Source organism: Mycoplana sp. 10N416 (genome assembly GCF_056394765.1).
Window position 1 is genome coordinate 63,735 of record NZ_JBFTIM010000002.1, and the last position, 17,746, is coordinate 81,480.

The 17,746-nt window shown below is 63.9% G+C and carries 18 protein-coding genes and 1 pseudogene; 8 read left to right on the forward strand and 11 right to left on the reverse strand.

Annotation, left to right across the window (positions count from 1 at the left end; all coding sequences use genetic code 11):
- The first annotated feature begins 35 nt into the window (after positions 1-35).
- Positions 36-1,709 carry a Na/Pi cotransporter family protein gene (locus AC1DDS_RS04630; protein ID WP_477477818.1) on the forward strand — a complete coding sequence of 558 codons (1,674 nt, stop codon included), beginning with the start codon at positions 36-38 and terminating at the stop codon, positions 1,707-1,709.
- A 158-nt stretch (positions 1,710-1,867) separates the two neighbouring features.
- On the opposite strand, the gene AC1DDS_RS04635 is transcribed toward AC1DDS_RS04630, so the two are convergent.
- The 6 genes from AC1DDS_RS04635 to AC1DDS_RS04660 form a co-directional block, all read right to left on the reverse strand.
- Positions 1,868-2,305 (reverse strand): c-type cytochrome, encoded by a 438-nt coding sequence (locus AC1DDS_RS04635; protein ID WP_477477819.1) that lies wholly within the window; start codon positions 2,303-2,305, stop codon positions 1,868-1,870.
- Between the two features lie 145 nt (positions 2,306-2,450).
- Positions 2,451-2,753: an adenylate cyclase gene (locus AC1DDS_RS04640; RefSeq protein ID WP_477477820.1), complete on the reverse strand. Its 303-nt coding sequence runs from the start codon at positions 2,751-2,753 to the stop codon at positions 2,451-2,453.
- 173 nt (positions 2,754-2,926) lie between these two features.
- Entirely contained in the window at positions 2,927-3,940 is a 1,014-nt protein-coding gene (locus AC1DDS_RS04645) for an esterase-like activity of phytase family protein (RefSeq protein WP_477477821.1), read from the reverse strand.
- 48 nt (positions 3,941-3,988) lie between these two features.
- Complete coding sequence (cobT, locus tag AC1DDS_RS04650; RefSeq protein ID WP_477477822.1) at positions 3,989-5,890, reverse strand: cobaltochelatase subunit CobT; 1,902 nt, start codon at positions 5,888-5,890, stop codon at positions 3,989-3,991.
- Positions 5,891-5,908: 18 nt separating this feature from the next.
- The gene (cobS, locus tag AC1DDS_RS04655) at positions 5,909-6,907 is read right to left on the reverse strand and encodes a cobaltochelatase subunit CobS (RefSeq protein WP_477477823.1); all 999 of its coding nucleotides are present in this window, start codon (positions 6,905-6,907) and stop codon (positions 5,909-5,911) included.
- 61 nt (positions 6,908-6,968) lie between these two features.
- Positions 6,969-7,592, reverse strand: coding sequence for a J domain-containing protein (locus tag AC1DDS_RS04660; protein ID WP_477477824.1), 624 nt, complete (start codon positions 7,590-7,592; stop codon positions 6,969-6,971).
- Between the two features lie 121 nt (positions 7,593-7,713).
- Between AC1DDS_RS04660 and AC1DDS_RS04665 the strand changes: the two genes are divergently transcribed.
- Positions 7,714-7,995, forward strand: a complete 282-nt coding sequence (locus AC1DDS_RS04665; RefSeq protein ID WP_477477825.1) for a BolA family protein — start codon at positions 7,714-7,716, stop codon at positions 7,993-7,995.
- Position 7,996: 1 nt separating this feature from the next.
- On the opposite strand, the pseudogene AC1DDS_RS04670 reads toward AC1DDS_RS04665, so the two are convergent.
- The 3 genes and pseudogenes from AC1DDS_RS04670 to AC1DDS_RS04680 all read right to left on the reverse strand — a co-directional run.
- Positions 7,997-8,836, reverse strand: a pseudogene (locus AC1DDS_RS04670) (transporter associated domain-containing protein); the annotation flags it as partial.
- 8 nt (positions 8,837-8,844) lie between these two features.
- The gene (gene aroB / locus AC1DDS_RS04675) at positions 8,845-9,975 is read right to left on the reverse strand and encodes a 3-dehydroquinate synthase (protein WP_477477826.1); all 1,131 of its coding nucleotides are present in this window, start codon (positions 9,973-9,975) and stop codon (positions 8,845-8,847) included.
- 5 nt (positions 9,976-9,980) lie between these two features.
- Positions 9,981-10,562: a shikimate kinase gene (locus AC1DDS_RS04680; protein ID WP_310412913.1), complete on the reverse strand. Its 582-nt coding sequence runs from the start codon at positions 10,560-10,562 to the stop codon at positions 9,981-9,983.
- Positions 10,563-10,693: 131 nt separating this feature from the next.
- Between AC1DDS_RS04680 and AC1DDS_RS04685 the strand changes: the two genes are divergently transcribed.
- From AC1DDS_RS04685 to AC1DDS_RS04710, 6 genes are all read left to right on the forward strand, one after another.
- A complete protein-coding gene (locus AC1DDS_RS04685; RefSeq protein WP_310412916.1) occupies positions 10,694-10,843 on the forward strand; it encodes a hypothetical protein in 150 nt (49 codons plus the stop codon).
- Complete coding sequence (xerD, locus tag AC1DDS_RS04690) at positions 10,840-11,793, forward strand: site-specific tyrosine recombinase XerD (RefSeq protein ID WP_477477827.1); 954 nt, start codon at positions 10,840-10,842, stop codon at positions 11,791-11,793. Before AC1DDS_RS04685 ends, xerD begins: the two co-directional genes overlap by 4 nt.
- Before the next feature lie 75 nt (positions 11,794-11,868).
- On the forward strand, positions 11,869-12,822 hold the full coding sequence (locus AC1DDS_RS04695; protein ID WP_310412921.1) for an acetyl-CoA carboxylase carboxyltransferase subunit alpha: 954 nt from the start codon (positions 11,869-11,871) through the stop codon (positions 12,820-12,822).
- Between the two features lie 200 nt (positions 12,823-13,022).
- Positions 13,023-14,552 (forward strand): L,D-transpeptidase family protein, encoded by a 1,530-nt coding sequence (locus AC1DDS_RS04700; RefSeq protein ID WP_477477828.1) that lies wholly within the window; start codon positions 13,023-13,025, stop codon positions 14,550-14,552.
- Positions 14,549-14,794, forward strand: coding sequence for a sulfurtransferase TusA family protein (locus tag AC1DDS_RS04705; RefSeq protein ID WP_477477829.1), 246 nt, complete (start codon positions 14,549-14,551; stop codon positions 14,792-14,794). Before AC1DDS_RS04700 ends, AC1DDS_RS04705 begins: the two co-directional genes overlap by 4 nt.
- Before the next feature lie 171 nt (positions 14,795-14,965).
- Positions 14,966-15,418 carry a GNAT family N-acetyltransferase gene (locus tag AC1DDS_RS04710; RefSeq protein WP_477477830.1) on the forward strand — a complete coding sequence of 151 codons (453 nt, stop codon included), beginning with the start codon at positions 14,966-14,968 and terminating at the stop codon, positions 15,416-15,418.
- Positions 15,419-15,473: 55 nt separating this feature from the next.
- Here AC1DDS_RS04710 and AC1DDS_RS04715 read toward each other — a convergent pair whose 3' ends face one another.
- Both AC1DDS_RS04715 and AC1DDS_RS04720 read right to left on the reverse strand, forming a co-directional pair.
- A complete protein-coding gene (locus AC1DDS_RS04715; RefSeq protein ID WP_477477831.1) occupies positions 15,474-16,637 on the reverse strand; it encodes a CobW family GTP-binding protein in 1,164 nt (387 codons plus the stop codon).
- A gap of 13 nt (positions 16,638-16,650) precedes the next feature.
- Positions 16,651-17,742: a D-alanyl-D-alanine carboxypeptidase family protein gene (locus AC1DDS_RS04720; protein ID WP_477478244.1), complete on the reverse strand. Its 1,092-nt coding sequence runs from the start codon at positions 17,740-17,742 to the stop codon at positions 16,651-16,653.
- Positions 17,743-17,746 lie beyond the last annotated feature (4 nt).

Consider the following 17,746-nt stretch of genomic DNA (forward strand, 5'->3'; position numbering starts at 1 on the left):
GACCTCAAGGCCAACGCGGGCGGGACGAGGCGTGCATGTCGACAGCGATTGCCATTCTCGGCGGCGTCGGGCTGTTTTTGCTCGGCATGACCGTCATGACCGGCGGCCTGAAGGCGCTGGCGGGATCCGCCCTGCGCATCGTCCTTGGCAAGGCGGCGGCGACGCCCCTCTCCGGTGCCTTCTGGGGCGCGATCGTCACGCTGCTCGTACAGTCGTCGAGCGCGGTGACGATGACGACGATCGGGCTCGTCAGCGCCGGCCTCCTGACCTTTCCGCAAGGGCTCGGCCTCGTGTTCGGCGCCAATGTCGGCACAACGGGTACGGGCTGGCTCATCGCACTGATCGGTGTGCGCGTCTCGCTTTCGGCCTACGCACTGCCGATGATCTTCGTTGGCGCCCTGGCCAAGCTGCTCGGCAGCCCGCGGATCGCGGCGGCGGGCGGCGCGCTCGCCGGCTTCGCGCTAGTTCTCTATGGGCTGACGACCCTCCAGCAGGGCATGGGAGGCCTTGCGGAGACCCTGCATCCGTCCGACCTGCCCGCGGTTCTGGGCGCGCCGGGAATTGGCTGGATCGCGGGGTCGGTCGGTCTCATGACTCTGATCGTCGCCGGCCTGGCGATGACCGCAGTCATGCAGTCCTCGACGGCCGCCATCGCCGTCACCATTTCCGCCTACTACGCCGGGGCGATCGGCCTGGAGCAAGGCGCGGCACTGATCATCGGCCAGAATATCGGCACGGCGACGAGCTCCGCACTCGCGGCGATCGGCGCCAGCGCGACGGCCAAGCGCCTCGCCCTCGCCTATGTGCTGTTCAAGCTCATAGCCGCGCTCTTTGCGATCGTCGCCTTTCCGCTCACGGCCGCGCTGATGAAGACCCTGTCCGCGTCTGTCGACGGGATGACGCTGCTGGCCGCCTACCACACGGCCTATAACGTCGTCGGCGTGGCGGTGCTGCTTCCGGCGACGCAGTGGTTCACCCGTATCGTCGAGCGGCTCCTGCCCTCCAAGGAGACGCCGCTCCAGCGCGCGCTCGATCCGAGCGCGCTTGCCAGTCCGGTGCTCGCGGTCGAGGCCGCCCGGCGGGTCGTGGCGGACATCCTCACCAAGACCGCCGTCTCGGTTTCCGCAGCGCTTTCGGGCGTGGCTGCCCCCCCGTCGCAGGGAGCCGCGGCTGCCGCCGCGCTCGACGAGGTGCGTGATTTTCTGTCCGAACTGAAGGAGCCGCCCGAGACCGAGGCCGAGCGGCTCCGCTTGACGAGCACCCTCCACGCACTCGATCACGCCGCTCGTCTCGTGGAGGCAGTGGCGGAGGGCAACGTCCCTGGACCGCCGGCCGCAGCCTCCCATGACCTCCGCGTCGCTGAACTCTGCAAGGAGGCCATGCGCGCCGCACAGGTGGTTGGCGGCTCGATAACCTCGGAATCCGCCCTCAGCCCACAGGCTGCCCCCATCGGCTGGAGCGCTTCGCCCGAGGTTGCCGAGGCTCTCACTAAAGTGGAGGACGCTGCAAAGAGGCTCGCCGCCCTGCAGCGCGGCCATCGGGCCACGACCCTCGCTTCGGTCGCACCGGGAAAGCTGACCGCCGCGGATGCCTTCGCGCGGATCGACGCCGCCCGGCGACTCGACCGGATCGTCCATCACGCCTGGCGTTCGGCGGCACACCTCCTCGGCCGCGGCACCCACGAGGACCTAAGTACCGGTGAGCAATGAAGCGACGAAGACGCCGGTTGATTGGGTCGTGGTTCGCCAATTTCGGTTCTACGAATCCACCTGCGCATTGGCCCTTGTGGCCAAAGCGGCAGAGCGGACGTTGTCATCCTGGATGACATCCGACAGGCGACTTGAGCAGGCGCGTATATTTGTCGCTGCTACTGTTTCTTCATCCGAAACTTCTCGTGGCATCCGCCGCAATTGGCGGTTACCGCATTGAACTGAACCTTCAATGCATCGAGATCCTGCGGATTCGCAGCTACGGCAGCGGCCGTATCCACTCGGAATTTCTCGGTGGCCGCCTTGAACGCGGGCATGTCTTGCCAAACTGCCGGCAAGGCAGCCGTATCTCCGGTGTCACTACCAGCGGGAAACAATACGTCCACGTTGACGCTTTGCGCATTCTCGCTGAGGCCATTGAGGGCGGTCATGGCAACGGCAGCGTCAAACGGCTTTTCCCCCTTGACCATGGGAGCGAGGGTACCGGCCAGCTTACCGCGCTCCTTCATGATAGCCTTGCGATCTGCAATTGGGTCAGCCAAGGCGGCGGAGGTAGTAAGCGCGAATGCGGCGATGGCCAGAATGAGCGTTCTCATGAGCACCTCTCTCTATTGCGGTTTGGACTGATCACTCGTCGGAAGAAGCTCCAACAATTGGCAGCGACATACTGTTTGATGACCGCTCTTGGTCCAAAGCGGGCGCGATCACTGCGGACAGTTCCGCTCTGTGCAATTCCGTGACCTAATGATTATGGGACTGCTGGAAGCCAGCCACATCGTACTGAGATACGCTCTTCGGGTTCTTGGAGTTCTGCGGCTGCTCGCCCGCGTAGTGTGTTCCCGCGTTCCCATCTGGGTTGAAGGCTGAACCCGGGGCAGTGCTGGCGTGGCCCGGCGTGGCAATCCCCGTCTGAGAGGTGCCAATCGTCTGGTTGGGCTGACCAGTCGTCCCTGTTACCGCGTGAACATTGCCGGCCAAAACCAAGCCAGTGGAGGCTAGGAGAAAGGATGCGCCTAGCAATATCGGCGTGACGAGATGTTTCATGGTGTGCGCTCCCAAAGCGTCTACGCTGCGAGGAGGAGACACCCGAGGCCTGCGGTTTATTCCCCGGCACTTTCATTCTTTCACCCGGCACCCCGGCTCTTGGCTCGCGTCCGCCCGCGCAGCCATGTCCGCGATTGCGCAAAACTGGCCGCAAGACCGTGACGGCCTGTTCGTCAGGAGGGTCGCAGGCCGCCGGTCAAGCGGAATTCGAGCATCAGGTTGCGCTGCAGGATCGAGTGGTTGTCGTCGGAGACAATGATGATGCGGATGTCGCCGTCCGGCATCTGCACCACGTCGAGGCCTTCCATGTTGTCGATCTGGTGGCTCATGTCGGCGTCGATCAGCACCTCGCCATCGACGACGGCACCCGGCCTGATGTCGGCGCCCTTGATGCGGCGGATGCGCATGCCGACACCGTCGGACAGGCGGAAGCGGCGCTCGAGCAGCAGGAGGTCGCCGTTCGGCAGGAAGGCGCCGTCGGTGGCGTCATACGGATCGTTGCGCACAACGGAGAAGGTGCCTTTCATAGGCCCGTCGAGGATGGCCGCAAGCAGGTTTCCCTGTTCGTCCAGGCTGCGCTCGGCGATGATCACCGGCGCACCGGCAAGCGGTCCGTCCGCGGGCGCGACGACCAGGGTCTCGAAACCTCGATTGCCGCGGAGTTCCCAGCGAGGAAACGGGATCGGGTAGCTGCCGGACGGGCGGGAGGTCTCAAAGCCGGGATCTGGATAGATGTCGACGCGATGGCGCTGCTCGAAGCTGACGATTGCGGCGCCCGGGGCCAGTGCCAGACCCTCCGCATCCATCTTTGCCTTGGCGTTCTCGCTCTCGCCGTCCGAATTCAGCATCGAGGTTATGTGGAGATCGGAGAGGCCCGAAAGCGCCCCTTCTCCATCGCGCTGGATCCGCCCGGTCAACCAGTGGCCGGTATCGAGCACGGCGACGAAATGCGCCTGATCGGGTCGAAACCGGATGGAGGAAACGGCTCCGAGCAATTTGTTGGGCGAGGAATAGGTGATGCCGCCGACGAATTCGAGCTTGCCGAAGGCGCGTTCGCTGGAGCCGATGCCGAAATGTGAGATGATCCGACTGCTGGCCTCCATCGCGACGCTGGTGGCCGCGCTCGGGGCGGCCACGGCGGCGGCCGTGGCAAGAGCTAGGGCAAACAGGGCGGACAATCGCGTCATCGGCTACTCATGCCAAGCGAACGCAGCCGCCCGGGTTTCAGTTGATGTTCAGCCGGCGCGGCGCAGGCCGCCCGGCCGTCTGCGGCCTGTCGTTTCATCAGCGAAGAGCGAAGCGAGCTGCTCGGTCATGGCCCCTGCCAGCTCGTCCGCATCGACGATCGTCACCGCGCGGCGATAGTAGCGCGTCACGTCATGGCCGATGCCGATCGCCAGCAGCTCGACCGGCGAGCGTGTCTCGATCTGCTCGATCACCGCGCGCAGGTGCCGCTCCAGATAGTTGCCGGGATTGACCGACAGCGTGGAATCGTCGACCGGTGCGCCATCGGAGATCATCATCAGAATGCGGCGCTGTTCGGGCCGGCCGAGCAGCCGGTTGTGCGCCCAGATCAGCGCCTCGCCGTCGATGTTTTCTTTCAGGAGGCCCTCGCGCATCATCAGGCCAAGATTGCGGCGGGCGCGCCGCCACGGCGCATCCGCCGACTTGTAAATGATGTGGCGCAGGTCGTTGAGGCGGCCCGGTGCCTGCGGCTTGCCGCTGCCGAGCCATTTTTCGCGCGACTGCCCGCCCTTCCAGGCCTTGGTGGTGAAGCCGAGAATCTCGACCTTGACGCCGCAGCGCTCCAGCGTGCGGGCCAGGATGTCGGCGCAGGTGGCCGCAACCGTGATCGGCCGGCCGCGCATCGAGCCGGAATTGTCGATCAGCAACGTGACGACCGTATCACGGAAGTTCGTGTCCTTCTCGCGCTTGAAGGAGAGCGGCTGCATCGGATCGATGATGATGCGCTGCAGGCGAGCCGAGTCGAGATAGCCCTCCTCCAGGTCGAACTCCCAGGACCGGTTCTGCTGCGCCATGAGGCGGCGCTGCAGGCGGTTGGCGAGACGACCGACGGCGCCTTGCAGGTGGGCGAGTTGCTTGTCGAGGAACGCCCGCAGCCGGTCGAGCTCCGCCTCGTCGCACAGCTCCTCGGCCGCGATGGTCTCGTCGAACTCCTCGGTGAAGACAGAATAGTCGACCTTCTCGTTGAAGTCGCCGAAGATGCCGGGGTGGCGGACCTCGCCGGGCGTCTCGCTGTCCTCGTTTTCCTCGTCGGCGAGGTCGTCGTCGGAAATCTCCGCGCCGTCCATCTCGCCTTCATCCATCTGCTCCTCGGCAGACTGGTTCTCGTCGGCGGGAGCCGCCTCGTCGCCGGCCTCTTCCTGCGAGTCGCTTTCGTCCTGCTCGTTGCTGCGCGGCTGGTCCTCGTCGGTCTCGCTATCCTGATCGTCCGTCTCGGTGTCCTCCTCGCTGATGTCCTCGGCGACATTCATCGAGGCCAGCATATGGCGCACCACCTTGGCGAAAGCCTGCTGGTCGTTCATCGCGGCCGTAAGATCCCCAAGATCGCCGCCAGCCTTGTCCTCGATGAAGCCACGCCAGAGATCGAGCACCTTGCCGGCGGACTCGGGCGACTTCTGCCCTGTCAGCCTTTCGCGAACCAGCAGCGCGACCGCCTCTTCGAACGGAGCGTCGGCCTGGCGGGTGATCGCGCCGAAATTGGCCCGGGCGTATTTTTCCGACAGCATGGAATTGATGTTGGCCGCCATGCCCGGCATCCGGTTGGTGCCGATCGCCTCGACGCGGGCCTGCTCCACCGCATCGAAGACGGCGCGCGCATCGGCGCCAGGCGGCGACATGGTCGCGTGAATGCGCGCGTCGTGGCACGCCTTGCGCAACGCCATGGAGTCGCCGAGCCCGCGGGTAACGGCCAGTTCGTCGCGCGTCGGGCGCTTGGACAGTTCCGGCAGGCGAATGCGCTCGCCGGCGATGCCGGGCCGCTCGTTGGCGAAAACCACCTCGACTTCGGCATCGCCGGCAACCGAGCGGATGCAGCCGGTCAGCGCCCTGCGGAAGGGCTCGACGTCGACCGGGGCGCCGGGTCTCGGCCTGGAATTGTCACCGCGAGCAGCCATGTCTCACCTGTCCAGCCGTCAGGCCGTCGCCTCGAGGACGATATTGGCGGCGCTCTCCTTGAGCTCGACGCCGAAGGCGCGCTGGTAGTGTTCGGCCACCAGCGGCCGTTCCAGCTCGTCGCACTTGTTGAGGAAGGTCACCCGGAAGGCAAAGGCGATGTCGCCAAAGATCTCCGCGTTCTCTGCCCAAGTGATGACGGTGCGCGGGCTCATGACGGTGGAAAGATCGCCGTTGATGAAGGCGGCGCGTGTCAGGTCGGCGACGCGCACCATGCGCGAAATGGTCTCGCGGCCATCCTTCTTGCCCGACAGCGTCTTCACCTTGGCGGCAACGATGTCGACTTCGTTGTCGTGCGGCAGGTAGTTCAACGTCGTGACGATCGACCAGCGGTCCATCTGCGCCTGGTTGATCTGCTGGGTGCCATGATAGAGGCCGGTCGTGTCGCCGAGGCCGACGGTGTTGGCGGTGGCAAACAGGCGGAAGGCGGGGTGGGGACGGATGACGCGGCTCTGGTCGAGCAGGGTCAGGCGGCCGGAGGATTCCAGGACGCGCTGGATCACGAACATTACGTCCGGGCGGCCGGCGTCGTATTCGTCGAACACGAGTGCGACATTGTGCTGGTAGGCCCACGGCAGGATGCCGTCCTTGAATTCTGTGACCTGCATGCCGTCCTTGACGACGATCGCATCCTTGCCGACGAGATCGATGCGGCTGACGTGACTGTCGAGGTTGACGCGGACGCAGGGCCAGTTGAGGCGGGCGGCGACCTGCTCGATATGGGTGGACTTGCCGGTGCCGTGATAGCCGGAGACCATGACGCGGCGGTTATGGGCAAAGCCGGCCAGGATGGCGAGCGTGGTCTGGCGATCGAACAGGTAGTCGGGGTCGAGATCCGGCACATAGGCGTCCGCCTTCGAATAGGCCGGGACGCGAATATCCGTATCAATGCCGAAAACCTCCCGTACAGAAACCGTGGTATCCGGGAGGTTGGAAATATCGAGATCCATCTTGCTCATAATGTCTCCGCAGCAGACGCCGCTCGCATCCGCCCTAATGTCCTGTTGCTGCCGGCATGCTCTAGCAGAAGCCGGCCTGCTTTAACAATTGATATGCTTGGATGACCGCCCGAAAACGCTCTTCCGATCCCCTATCTCCGCCATTTGCATCCGGATGGTGCTTTTTGACAAGCGCTTTGTAGGCCGTCTTGATGTCCCCGGAGGTGGCATTGGCATGCAGGCCAAGCGTGTCGAAGGCCTTCGCCTCAAGCGTCTTCAGTTTTCTGGTGCGCGGCTCCATCCGCGGTCCACGACCGCGCCCCTCGTTGACGAATCCGAACGGGTCGCGGATGCGTTGCTGGGCGCCTGCTGTGCCCGATCGGACGTTTCCATGCGCAGGACTGCCCTTTGCCGTCTTGTTGACGCCCATTGTCCAGGTCGGGCGATGACCGGTGATCGCCTCCTTCTGGTAGCGCGCGATCTCCGAATCGGAGAGGCCGGAGAAGTAATTGTAGCCCTTGTTGTAATCCTTCACGTGCTCGAAGCAAAAAAGGAAGAACTGGCCTTCGGCGTTGCGGCCGACCGGCGCGCGATGGAGGCCGGGCTTGTCGCAACCGTCCCATTGGCAGGTCGGCGCAACCGGTTCCGGGCGCTCCACGCGCCGGCGCGTCCGGATCCGGTCGAAGTATTTGGAATCGAGTTTCATGGGCCCAATTATGGGACTCGCGGCGAGTCACAACAAGAATTGACAAAGCGGATTGTTGCTGGCTTTTTGGGGCCATTTGGCGCCGTGCGCCAGGGGCTTTGCATCAGCTACAGGACATCGCATGTCAGTGACATCCCGGATTGAATCTAGGTTGACCGAGGCTCTTTCGCCAGAGCGGCTCGAAGTGATCAACGAAAGCCACATGCATGCCGGCCACCAGCCCGGATTCACCGGCGCGGGCGAGACGCACCTGCGCATCCGCATCGTCTCGGCGCAGTTTGCCGGTGCAAGCCGCGTCGCCCGGCACCGGATGGTCAACGATCTGGTCAAGGACGAGTTCGACGCGGGCCTGCACGCGCTGGCGATCGAGACGGCGGCACCCGGAGAGCCGGTGCGCTGGTAGGTTACCCCTGCGCCGTTGCCCCGTTGGCGGGGCGGATGCGCAGCTTGGTGATGCGATTCTTGACCCGCTTCATCACGATGAAGCGCTTGCCATGGAACGTGAAGGCCTGACGCTCCTCCGGGATTGATTTCGTTTCGTGAATGACAAGGCCGGCGATCGTCGTCGCCTCCTCGTCCGGCAGCGACCAGTCGAGGGCGCGGTTCAGGTCACGAATCGGCACACTGCCGTCCACGACGATGGACCCGTCCGCCTCCTGCCTGACGCCCTGGATGTCGATGTCGTGCTCGTCAGAAATATCACCGACGACCTCTTCGAGGATGTCCTCAAGCGTCACGAGTCCCTGGACCTCGCCATATTCGTCGACAACGATGGCCATGTGCGTCTTGCGGCGCAGGAAGGCGTTCAACTGATCCTTGAGGCCGGTCGTATCGGGAACGAACCAGGGTTTGTCGGCGACCTTGGCGATCTCGACCGTCGACGGCTCGCACCCCGGCTCGGCAAGCGCGCGAAACAGCTCCTTGGCGTGAACGATACCGATAATATTGTCCGTCGAGCCACGCCAGATCGGCATCCGCGTGAAAGGACTGTCGAGGACGGACCGGACGATCGCCTCCGGCGCCTCGTCCGCATTGAGGCCGCGCATCGCCGTCCGATGCACCATAACATCGGACACCTCGAGTTCGCTGAATTCGAGCATGCCGCCCGACCGGTCGGGCCGCGTCGCGACCTCGCGCGCGGTAAGTTCTGCGGCAACGCGACCCTCGCCCGGTGACGGCAGAAGTGTGACATCCCGAACAGGCGTCAGGCCCAAAAGCCCGAGAAGCCGGCGCAGCATGTCATTGCCCGTGCTCATCGCGGATGTTTCTCCTGCAGGAAGGCGAGAACTTCGGAGGCAGGCACGTCGTCGGCAACGAAGGACTGGCCGATGCCGTGAGTAAGAATGAAGGTCAGCTTGCCCGCCTTGACCTTCTTGTCCTGCGCGATTGCATCCATCAGCACCTCCGCCGGCGGCAGGCCGCCGGGAATGGCATCCATGGAGATCGGCAGGCCCACATCCTTCAGATGCGCCTCGACCCGGCGCGCGTCGTCGGGGCTGGCCAGGTTCATCCGGGCGGAGAACTGGTGCGCCAGCACCATGCCGATGGCGACACCTTCGCCGTGAACGAGACGGGCGCTGTCATATTCGGTCGCCGCCTCCAGCGCGTGGCCGAAGGTGTGGCCGAGGTTGAGGAGCGCGCGCAGGCCGTTCTCACGCTCGTCAGCGGCCACCACGTCCGCCTTGGCCTGGCAACTGGTCGCAATCGCCTCGATGCGGGCAGGACCACCGGAAAAGATGTCGTTCCAGTTCTTCTCCAGCCAGGCGAAGAAATCGGGCTTGTCGATCAGCCCGTACTTGGCAACCTCGGCATAACCGGCACGGAACTCACGCGGCGAAAGCGTGTCGAGCACGTTGGTGTCCGCCAGGACGAGATCCGGCTGGTGAAACACGCCGATCAAGTTCTTGCCATGGCGCGAATTGATGCCGGTCTTGCCGCCGACCGAAGAGTCGACCTGCGCCAGCAGCGACGTCGGCACCTGGATGAAACGCGAACCGCGCCGCACGATGCCGGCCGCGAACCCGGTGAGATCGCCGATGACGCCGCCGCCGAGCGCAACAACCGCATCGTTGCGCTCGATACGCGCGCCAAGCACGCCGTCGCACACCGTCATCAGGTGCTCGAAGCTCTTCGTCTTCTCACCGGCCGGCAGGATCTGCGACACCGCTTCGATACCGCTCTGCGCCAGCGAACGCATGAAGGGGTCGAGGTAAATCGGCGCCACATGTTCGTCCGTCACCACGGCAACCCGACGCCCCTTGAGGCGCGAGCTGATCTCTGCGCCGGCAGCGGCAATCAAGCCCGGCCCGATGAGGATGTCGTAGGAGCGGTCGCCGAGATCGACACGGACGGTGCGTCGGATTACGGATTGAGAGTTGTACATGCGGATCACTTCTTGATTGGCCAGGCGGCGATGGCGGCAAGCACGTCCTCGACCACCATTTCTTTCTTCACGTCGCGCGAGTGGACCGTAAGATCCGCCTCCGCATAGATGGGATAGCGCGCGTTCATCAGGTTTTCGAGCGTCTGCTTCGGATTCTCGGTCTTCAGCAGCGGCCGGGAGTCGCGCTTGTTGACCCGCTCCCAGAGCACGTCGAGATCGGCCTTCAGCCAGACGGTGAGGCCGCCACGCTTGATATGCCTGCGGGTGCGTTCATTGATGAAGGCGCCACCGCCGGTGGATACGACCCTCGGCCCGGTCTTGAGCAAACGCTTCATGACCCGCGCTTCCAAGGCCCGGAATTCCTCCTCGCCGTAAGCAGCGAAAAGATCCGAGATCGACATGCGTGACACCCGCTCGATCTCATGATCCGAATCGATGAAGGGCACCGACAGCGCCTGGGCCACCAGCCGCCCGATCGCCGACTTGCCAGCCCCCATCAGCCCGACCAGAACGAGGTTGCGCTTGCCGAGCGCCATCCGTGCTTTTTGCACGAGTTCCGGGGAGGACGTTTCCATCAGGCCGATCATCAGCGAGTTCCGGTTGTTGTTGATTTCGGTATCTGCAAAAGCATCGGAAGCGTCAAGTGTTTGAGCCCGGCGACGTCTTGCGCTCGCCTCCCCTCGGAGCGATATAGGACCTCAGTCCCACGGAGCGCGCAATGCCTACACTCTTCCGTTTCCTGTTCTTCTGCGCGGTGGTCGCCGGCATGATCTACGGGACGATGGTCGCGCTCGTCACCTTCGTCGAGCCGCGCGAGCGGGAGGTGACCATCCGCATCCCCTCGGATCGGGTGAACCCGCAGCCATGACCAACCGTTCGGCGATCCAGATCGAGGCGTTTCTGGAAATGATGAGTGCCGAGCGGGGCGCTGCCGCCAACACGCTTTCCTCCTACGAGCGCGACCTGGAGGATGCGCGATCCTTTCTCATGGAGCGGCAGGTTCAGATGACCGAGGCCAACCCGGACGATCTTCGCGCTTACCTCGGTTACTTGGCGCGCCAGGGGTTCAAGGCGTCCTCGCAGGCGCGTCGGCTTTCCGCGCTTCGCCAGTTCTACAAGTTCCTCTATGCCGAAGGCCTGCGCGGCGACGATCCAACCGGAATCCTCGACGCGCCGCGCAAGGAGCGGACACTGCCGAAGACGCTCTCGGTGGACGACATCACGCGCCTTATCGGCCTTGCGGAGGAGGAAGCCAGGGCGCCGGGCGCGAACCACCTGAACCGGCTGCGCATGCATGCGCTGATCGAACTTCTGTATGCGACCGGCATGCGGGTGAGTGAACTTGTCTCATTGCCGGCGACGGTGCTGGCTCAGAACGGCAGGTTTCTGATCGTCAAGGGCAAGGGCAACAAGGAAAGACTGGTTCCGCTGTCGCGCTCTGCCATTGCGGCGCTGCAGGCTTATGGTGCGGTTCTTGCCGACGAGCAGGCGAGCCAGGAGAACGCAAGGGAAAGCCTTTATCTCTTTCCCTCCGCGGGTAAGGAAGGCTTTCTGCCGCGGCAGGTCTTCGCACGCGACCTCAAGGGGCTGGCGTCGCGCGCCGGTATCCGCGCATCGACGCTTTCGCCGCACGTGCTCCGCCACGCCTTCGCCAGTCATCTCCTGCAGAACGGCGCCGACCTGCGCGCGGTCCAGGAACTGCTCGGTCACTCGGACATTTCGACCACACAGATCTACACCCATGTGTTAGAAGAGCGCCTGCATCGGCTGGTGCAGGACCATCACCCCCTTGCCAAACAGGCAAAAAAGCCGGAATAGAGCCCCCATTCCGTCGCCAGGCCTCCAAAGGCAGGTCGACGGGACAGTTGGAGCAAACGATCGGAAACGCATCTCATGCACAATTACCTCGACTTCGAAAAACCCATCTCGGACCTCGAAGGCAAGATTCACGAGTTGCGCAAGCTCGCCGAAGAGGACCAGAGCATCGACACGTCTGACGAGGTGAGTCGGCTTGAGGGGCGTGCCCGTGAGGCTATGGTCGACATCTATGCGAAGCTCACGCCGTGGCAGAAGACGCAGGTTGCCCGCCACCCGCAGCGACCGCATTTTCTCGACTACGCGGCAAAGCTGTTCGAAGAATTCACGCCGCTTGCCGGCGACCGCAAGTTCGCTGAGGACGAGGCGATCCAGGCCGGTCTCGGCCGGTTCCGCGGTCAGTCCGTGGCCATCATCGGCCAGGAAAAGGGCAACGACACCAAGTCGCGCCTGAAGCACAACTTCGGCAGCGCCCGGCCGGAAGGATACCGCAAGGCGATCCGCGTCATGGAAATGGCCGACCGCTTCGGCCTGCCGATCATCACGCTGATCGACACCGCCGGCGCCTATCCGGGGATTGGCGCGGAAGAACGCGGCCAGGCCGAGGCGATCGCACGCTCGACCGAGATGTGCCTCAATGTGCGCGTCCCGATCGTTTCCGTCGTTCTCGGTGAAGGCGGCTCCGGCGGCGCGATCGCAATCGCGACCGGCGACCGGGTCTACATGCTGCAGCACGCGATCTATAGCGTGATCTCGCCGGAAGGTGCTGCCTCCATTCTCTGGCGGGATGCCACCCGCGCGAAGGAGGCCGCGAGCAACATGAAGATTACCGCCGACGACCTGAAGGCGCTGGGAATCATCGACGGCATCATTTCCGAGCCCCTCGGCGGCGCTCACCGCGACCCGGAGGCCGTCATCACGGCGACCGGCAACGTCGTGGCCGATGCACTGCGCGATCTTGCCGCCAAGCCGGGCGACCAGTTGCGCCGTGACCGGCGTCAGCGCTATCTCAACATCGGCCGGCAACTCTGAGCGGAAACGCTGCGCGAACCCACCGATTTCACACCGCTGACGGGAATATGGCCAAACCTTGGACATATTCCCGTGTTTTCAGCGTATCCACAGATCGAGCGAAGGATTCCCGGCTAACACTTGATTAAGTATAAACACCTATGATTCCGTGTCCGGCGTGCCGGTATGGATGAAGTAGACAGATTTTTTGGAACTGACGCATGCGCCTTAAGGTACTCGCCGCCGTTTCCTTGCTCGCCGTCGCCACCGTCGGCTGCACCAACGAGACGCTCGACAGCGTCGGCGTTGACGTCAGAAAAGTTTCCAACAAGACGCAGTACCAGCTCTCCGGCCAAGTCGTCTCCAAGATGGCCTCGCTGAACATCGACCGCAACGCGCCGTTGATGATCCGCATCTTCAAGGAAGAGGGAACGCTGGAAGTCTGGAAGGCCGACCGATCCAACCGCTTCCAGATGATCAAGACCTATAATATCTGCGCCTGGTCCGGCAAGCTCGGCCCGAAGCAGAAGGAAGGCGACCGCCAGGCGCCTGAAGGATTTTATCCGCTCGGCCCGCAGCACATGAACCCGAATTCGCAGTATTATCTTGCGATCAACACCGGTTTCCCCAACCGATACGACCAGGCGAACGGCTTCTTCGGCACCAACCTGATGATCCACGGCGCCTGCTCGTCCTCCGGTTGCTATTCGATGACCGACGAACAGATGGTCGAGATCTTCGCGTTCGCCCGCGATTCCTTCAACGGCGGGCAGAAGGCGATCCAGCTTCAGGCCTTCCCGTTCCGCATGACCGCGGAGAACATGGCGCGTCACCGCGACAATCCCAACATCGAGTTCTGGAAGATGCTGAAGGTCGGCTACGACCATTTCCATGTCACCAAGCGCCCGCCGGAGATCGGCGTCTGCGACAAGAAGTATGTGTTCAATCAGCAGGCTGCGGACGGCGCCCTTAGCGCCAGCGCGCAATGCCCGGCTACGTCGACGCCGGCCTCGCTTCAGGTGGCCCTCACCGCCTACGACAAGACCTATGCCGCCGACTATGCCAAGGCGATGAAGAAATACGACGGCACCGTCTGGCTCGAGCCGTCGGAAGCCCAGCGCAAGGCGATCGTTGCCGACAAGCGCAAGGGGCGCGAGCTCGCCTATGCGCCGACCGGCAACTCGATCGACGCCGGCAAGCTGATGAGCGTGCGGCAGATCGAGGCCGACAAGAAGAAGGCCGAGGAAGAAGCCCAGCGCAAGGTCGAAATGGCGGAGAAAGCCAAGCAGGAGGAGGAAGCCCGCAAGGCAGCCGAACTGCAGAAGCTCGCCGACGACGTTGCCGCGCAGAAGGCTGCCCAGACGGCAGGCACCGGCGTGGCCGTACCTCAGAGCAATCCCGGCCCTGCTTCCGCTCAGGCCGATGCCGATGCCTCGAAGAAGCCGTTCTGGAAGCTCTGGTCGAGCCCGACCACTGCGACGTCCGGAGCAGCAGGAAGCGCTGCCACCACGGCAGTCCCTGCCGCCCCGCAACAGCCGGCGCAACCCGCCACAGCGGCAGCCGAGGCGAATATTGCCGCCGCCAATGGAGCCGCGGCCACGCAGCAGCAGCCGACAGAGCAGGCTCAGCCTCCCCAGAAAACCGGCGCCGTGGGTGACGGCACGTCGTTGACGGCCCCCGCCGTGGAGGCGACCGCTGATGCAAGCTCCACCCAGAAGGCACCGTTCTGGAAGTTCTGGAAGAAACAATGACCAGCGCCGCCGCCAGCGCGACCGAGATCTATGACCTCAGGGGGTTGAAATGCCCGCTGCCGGTCCTGAAGACGAAGAAGCGGCTGGAACAGCTTCCCGCCGGGGCCATGCTCTGGATCGAGACGACCGACCCGCTCGCCGTCATAGACATACCGCATTTTTGCAGCGAGCAGGGCCATGCGCTCGAGGCCAACGAAAAGACCGAGGGCGGCCACCGCTTCCTGATCCGGAAGAAGTCCTGAGCATCGACAGCCACCGTAACGGTTCTTGCCTCCCATCTCCGCAGCGCCTATAGGGTCGGCATCGGTAGAAGGAGATTGATGCGCAGAAGCCCGAATTGAGAGCCGCTTTTGACGCGGTGGCGCATGGCGTCCCGTGGGCGCCATTCTGTGTACTCTATTCTACGGAAAATCATGAAACACGTGGATCTTTTCATCCGCGCCTATGAAGAGGCGTCGGATCTCCAAAAACTGTCGGCCATCTGGTTCGATGCATCTGTTCGCGCACATTCGTTCATCGGTGAGAAGCGCTTGAAGGAGCAACGGGTCGCCGTCGAGACGATCTATCTCCCCAAAGCCGAGACCTGGGTCGCCTGCCATCGGGGCGAGCCGGTCGGATTCATCAGCCTCCTGGACTCGTTCATCGGCGCATTGTTCGTCGCTCCCGAACGGCAGGGGCTCGGAGCGGGCCGGGTGTTGGTGTCCCATGCGCTGAGTCTGAAGGGGGAACTATGCCTTGAGGTCTATACCGCCAATACGCAAGCGCTCGGCTTCTACAAAAGCCTCGGCTTTGAAGAGCTCTCGCGGCGCGCGCAGGACGACGAAGGCCTGCCGTTCGAGAACGCCTGCATGCGACTGATGGCCTGACGACTCGGCAGGGCGGTCCAAGCCGCCCTGTCCGAACTTGGACCGAGTTTCGATGTCAGAGCCTGAGGCCCGGCACAGCCAGCGGATTGTCCTCCAGCGCCGCGCGATCCGGGCGATCGATGCGGGGCTTGCCGACAAAGGCATCGAAGAGATCGCGCACGAACTCTTCCGGAAGATCCTTCGTGATCAGCACCATGCGCGTGCGGCGATCGGACGGATCCGGCCAGTTGGAAAGCCGCTCCGGCGGATGGAACACGGCCTGCACGCCGTGCAGGATCAGCGGGCGCTCCGGATTGTCGGACAAGGCGACGATCGCCTTCATCCGCAACAGCCTCTCGCCATGGGCGGAACGCAGGAGATCGATGAACATGTCGAGCGCCATCGGGTCGATCGGGCGGTCGTGCACGATCGAGTAGGACCGGATGGACGCGCTATGACGGGTCACGTCATGGGCATGCTGGTGGCCATGCAGGCCTTCACCGTGGGCATCATGATGGTCGTGATCATGCGCGTGATGATGGTGATGGCCGTGCGCATCGTGATGCGCCTCGTCGCTCAACCAGCGCCCCACGTCGGCGATCTTGGAGTCCGGATCGTAGAGGCCGCAGGCCAACACGGACGGCGCGATCCCGGCAGGATCGTCCCCATTAAAGATCGCAGCCCTCGGATTGAGTTCAGCCAGCGCCGGCGTCAACCGGTCCACCGCCCCGGCCCCTGCCAGCGCCGCCTTCGTCAGGACGAGGCGGTCCGCCACGGCGACCTGCTTCACCGATTCGGGGTGTTGTGCAAGCGTCGACAGACCGTTCACCGCATCGACCAGGGTAACGACCCCATCGAGCCGGAAGGAGTGCGCGATGACCGGATGGCCGATGACAGCCTGGATCACCGGCGCGGGATCCGCCAATCCGGTGGTTTCGACAACGACGCGTTTCAGCGGTCGAATGCGCCCCGTCTGCATCCGATCCATCAGATCGGCGAGTGTGTCGACCAGTTCGCCGCGGATCGTGCAGCACAGGCACCCATCGGAGAGCTCGATGATACCGTCGCCGGAGCGTTCGACCAGCAGGTGGTCGATCCCGACCTCGCCGAACTCGTTGATGATGACGGCCGTGTCGGTGAGGTCCGGATGCTTGAGCAGCCGGTTCAGCAAGGTCGTCTTGCCGGCACCGAGGAAGCCGGTCAGGATGGTGACCGGCACGGTGCGATCAGCGGCTGACATGTGCGCTTTCCTGTCAGAAGGTCGGCCGGGGGACCGGGATGGGGACGTTCGCGGCGTCGCCGACGTCGCCGACCGATGCTTGCTCGTTTGTGCCGGCCTTCGCCGTGCTGCCGGAGATCAGGCCGGCAAAAACGAACCGCGGCGGCCGGTTCATTTCGCGAATATAGGGCGACAGCAGCTTTTGCCGGCCCGCTTCGTCGCGCCCTTCGCTGCGTACCTTCGCGGCGTGCTGGCTGCAGATTTCCTTGGAGATGTCGGCGACCTCACCGGTATTGCCGTAGGGGGCAAGCCCGCCGAGCGTCGGCCCGCCGCCGCGTTCCGTCAATCCTTTCTGCAGCATGCGCGCCGATTCGTCGGCGCGCGCACCAAGGCTCTCCTCGCCGAGGACGACCGAGACGACGCTGCGACCGTTACGCGTGGCCGAGGAAACCTGGTTGAACCCCGACGCGCAGATGAAGCCGGTCTTCATGCCGTCGGCGCCGTCAAACCGGCCGATCAGCATGTTGAAGTTCGGGTATTGCTTCTTGCCCGTGGTGAAGCCTTCGAGCGCGAAGTAGGGAGCGTGCTGCGGAAACTCGCGCTTCAACGTCACGGCGAGTACGGCGAGATCGCGGGCCGTTGTATATTGGCCTTTGCCGGGCAGGCCGTTCGGATTGATGAAATGTGATGAGCTCATGCCGATGCGCGCTGCTTCGGCGTTCATTCGGTCGACGAAGCCCTGCTCGGAGCCACCGACGGCTTCCGCGATCGCGACGGACACGTCGTTCGCCGACTTGACCATCATGATCTTGATCGCACTGTCGAGCGTCAGCGACTGGCCGGGCTTGAAGTACATCTTGCTCGGCGGCTCGGCGGCGGCGTTCTTCGTCATCACCACCGGCGTCTCAAGCGTGATCTCGCCGGCCTTGATGGCCCGGAAGACCGTATAGGCGGTCATCAGCTTGGTCAGCGAAGCCGGGTACCATTTGCGGAAGGCATCGCGATGCTCGATCACCTTGAGCGTGTTGACGTCGACAAGCAGACGTGGCCCCGTGTCTGCCAACGCTGCGCTCGCCAGCAAGGTGGCGGCAAGCGTTGCTCCAATGCACGCCATCCTGCGGCGCATGAAC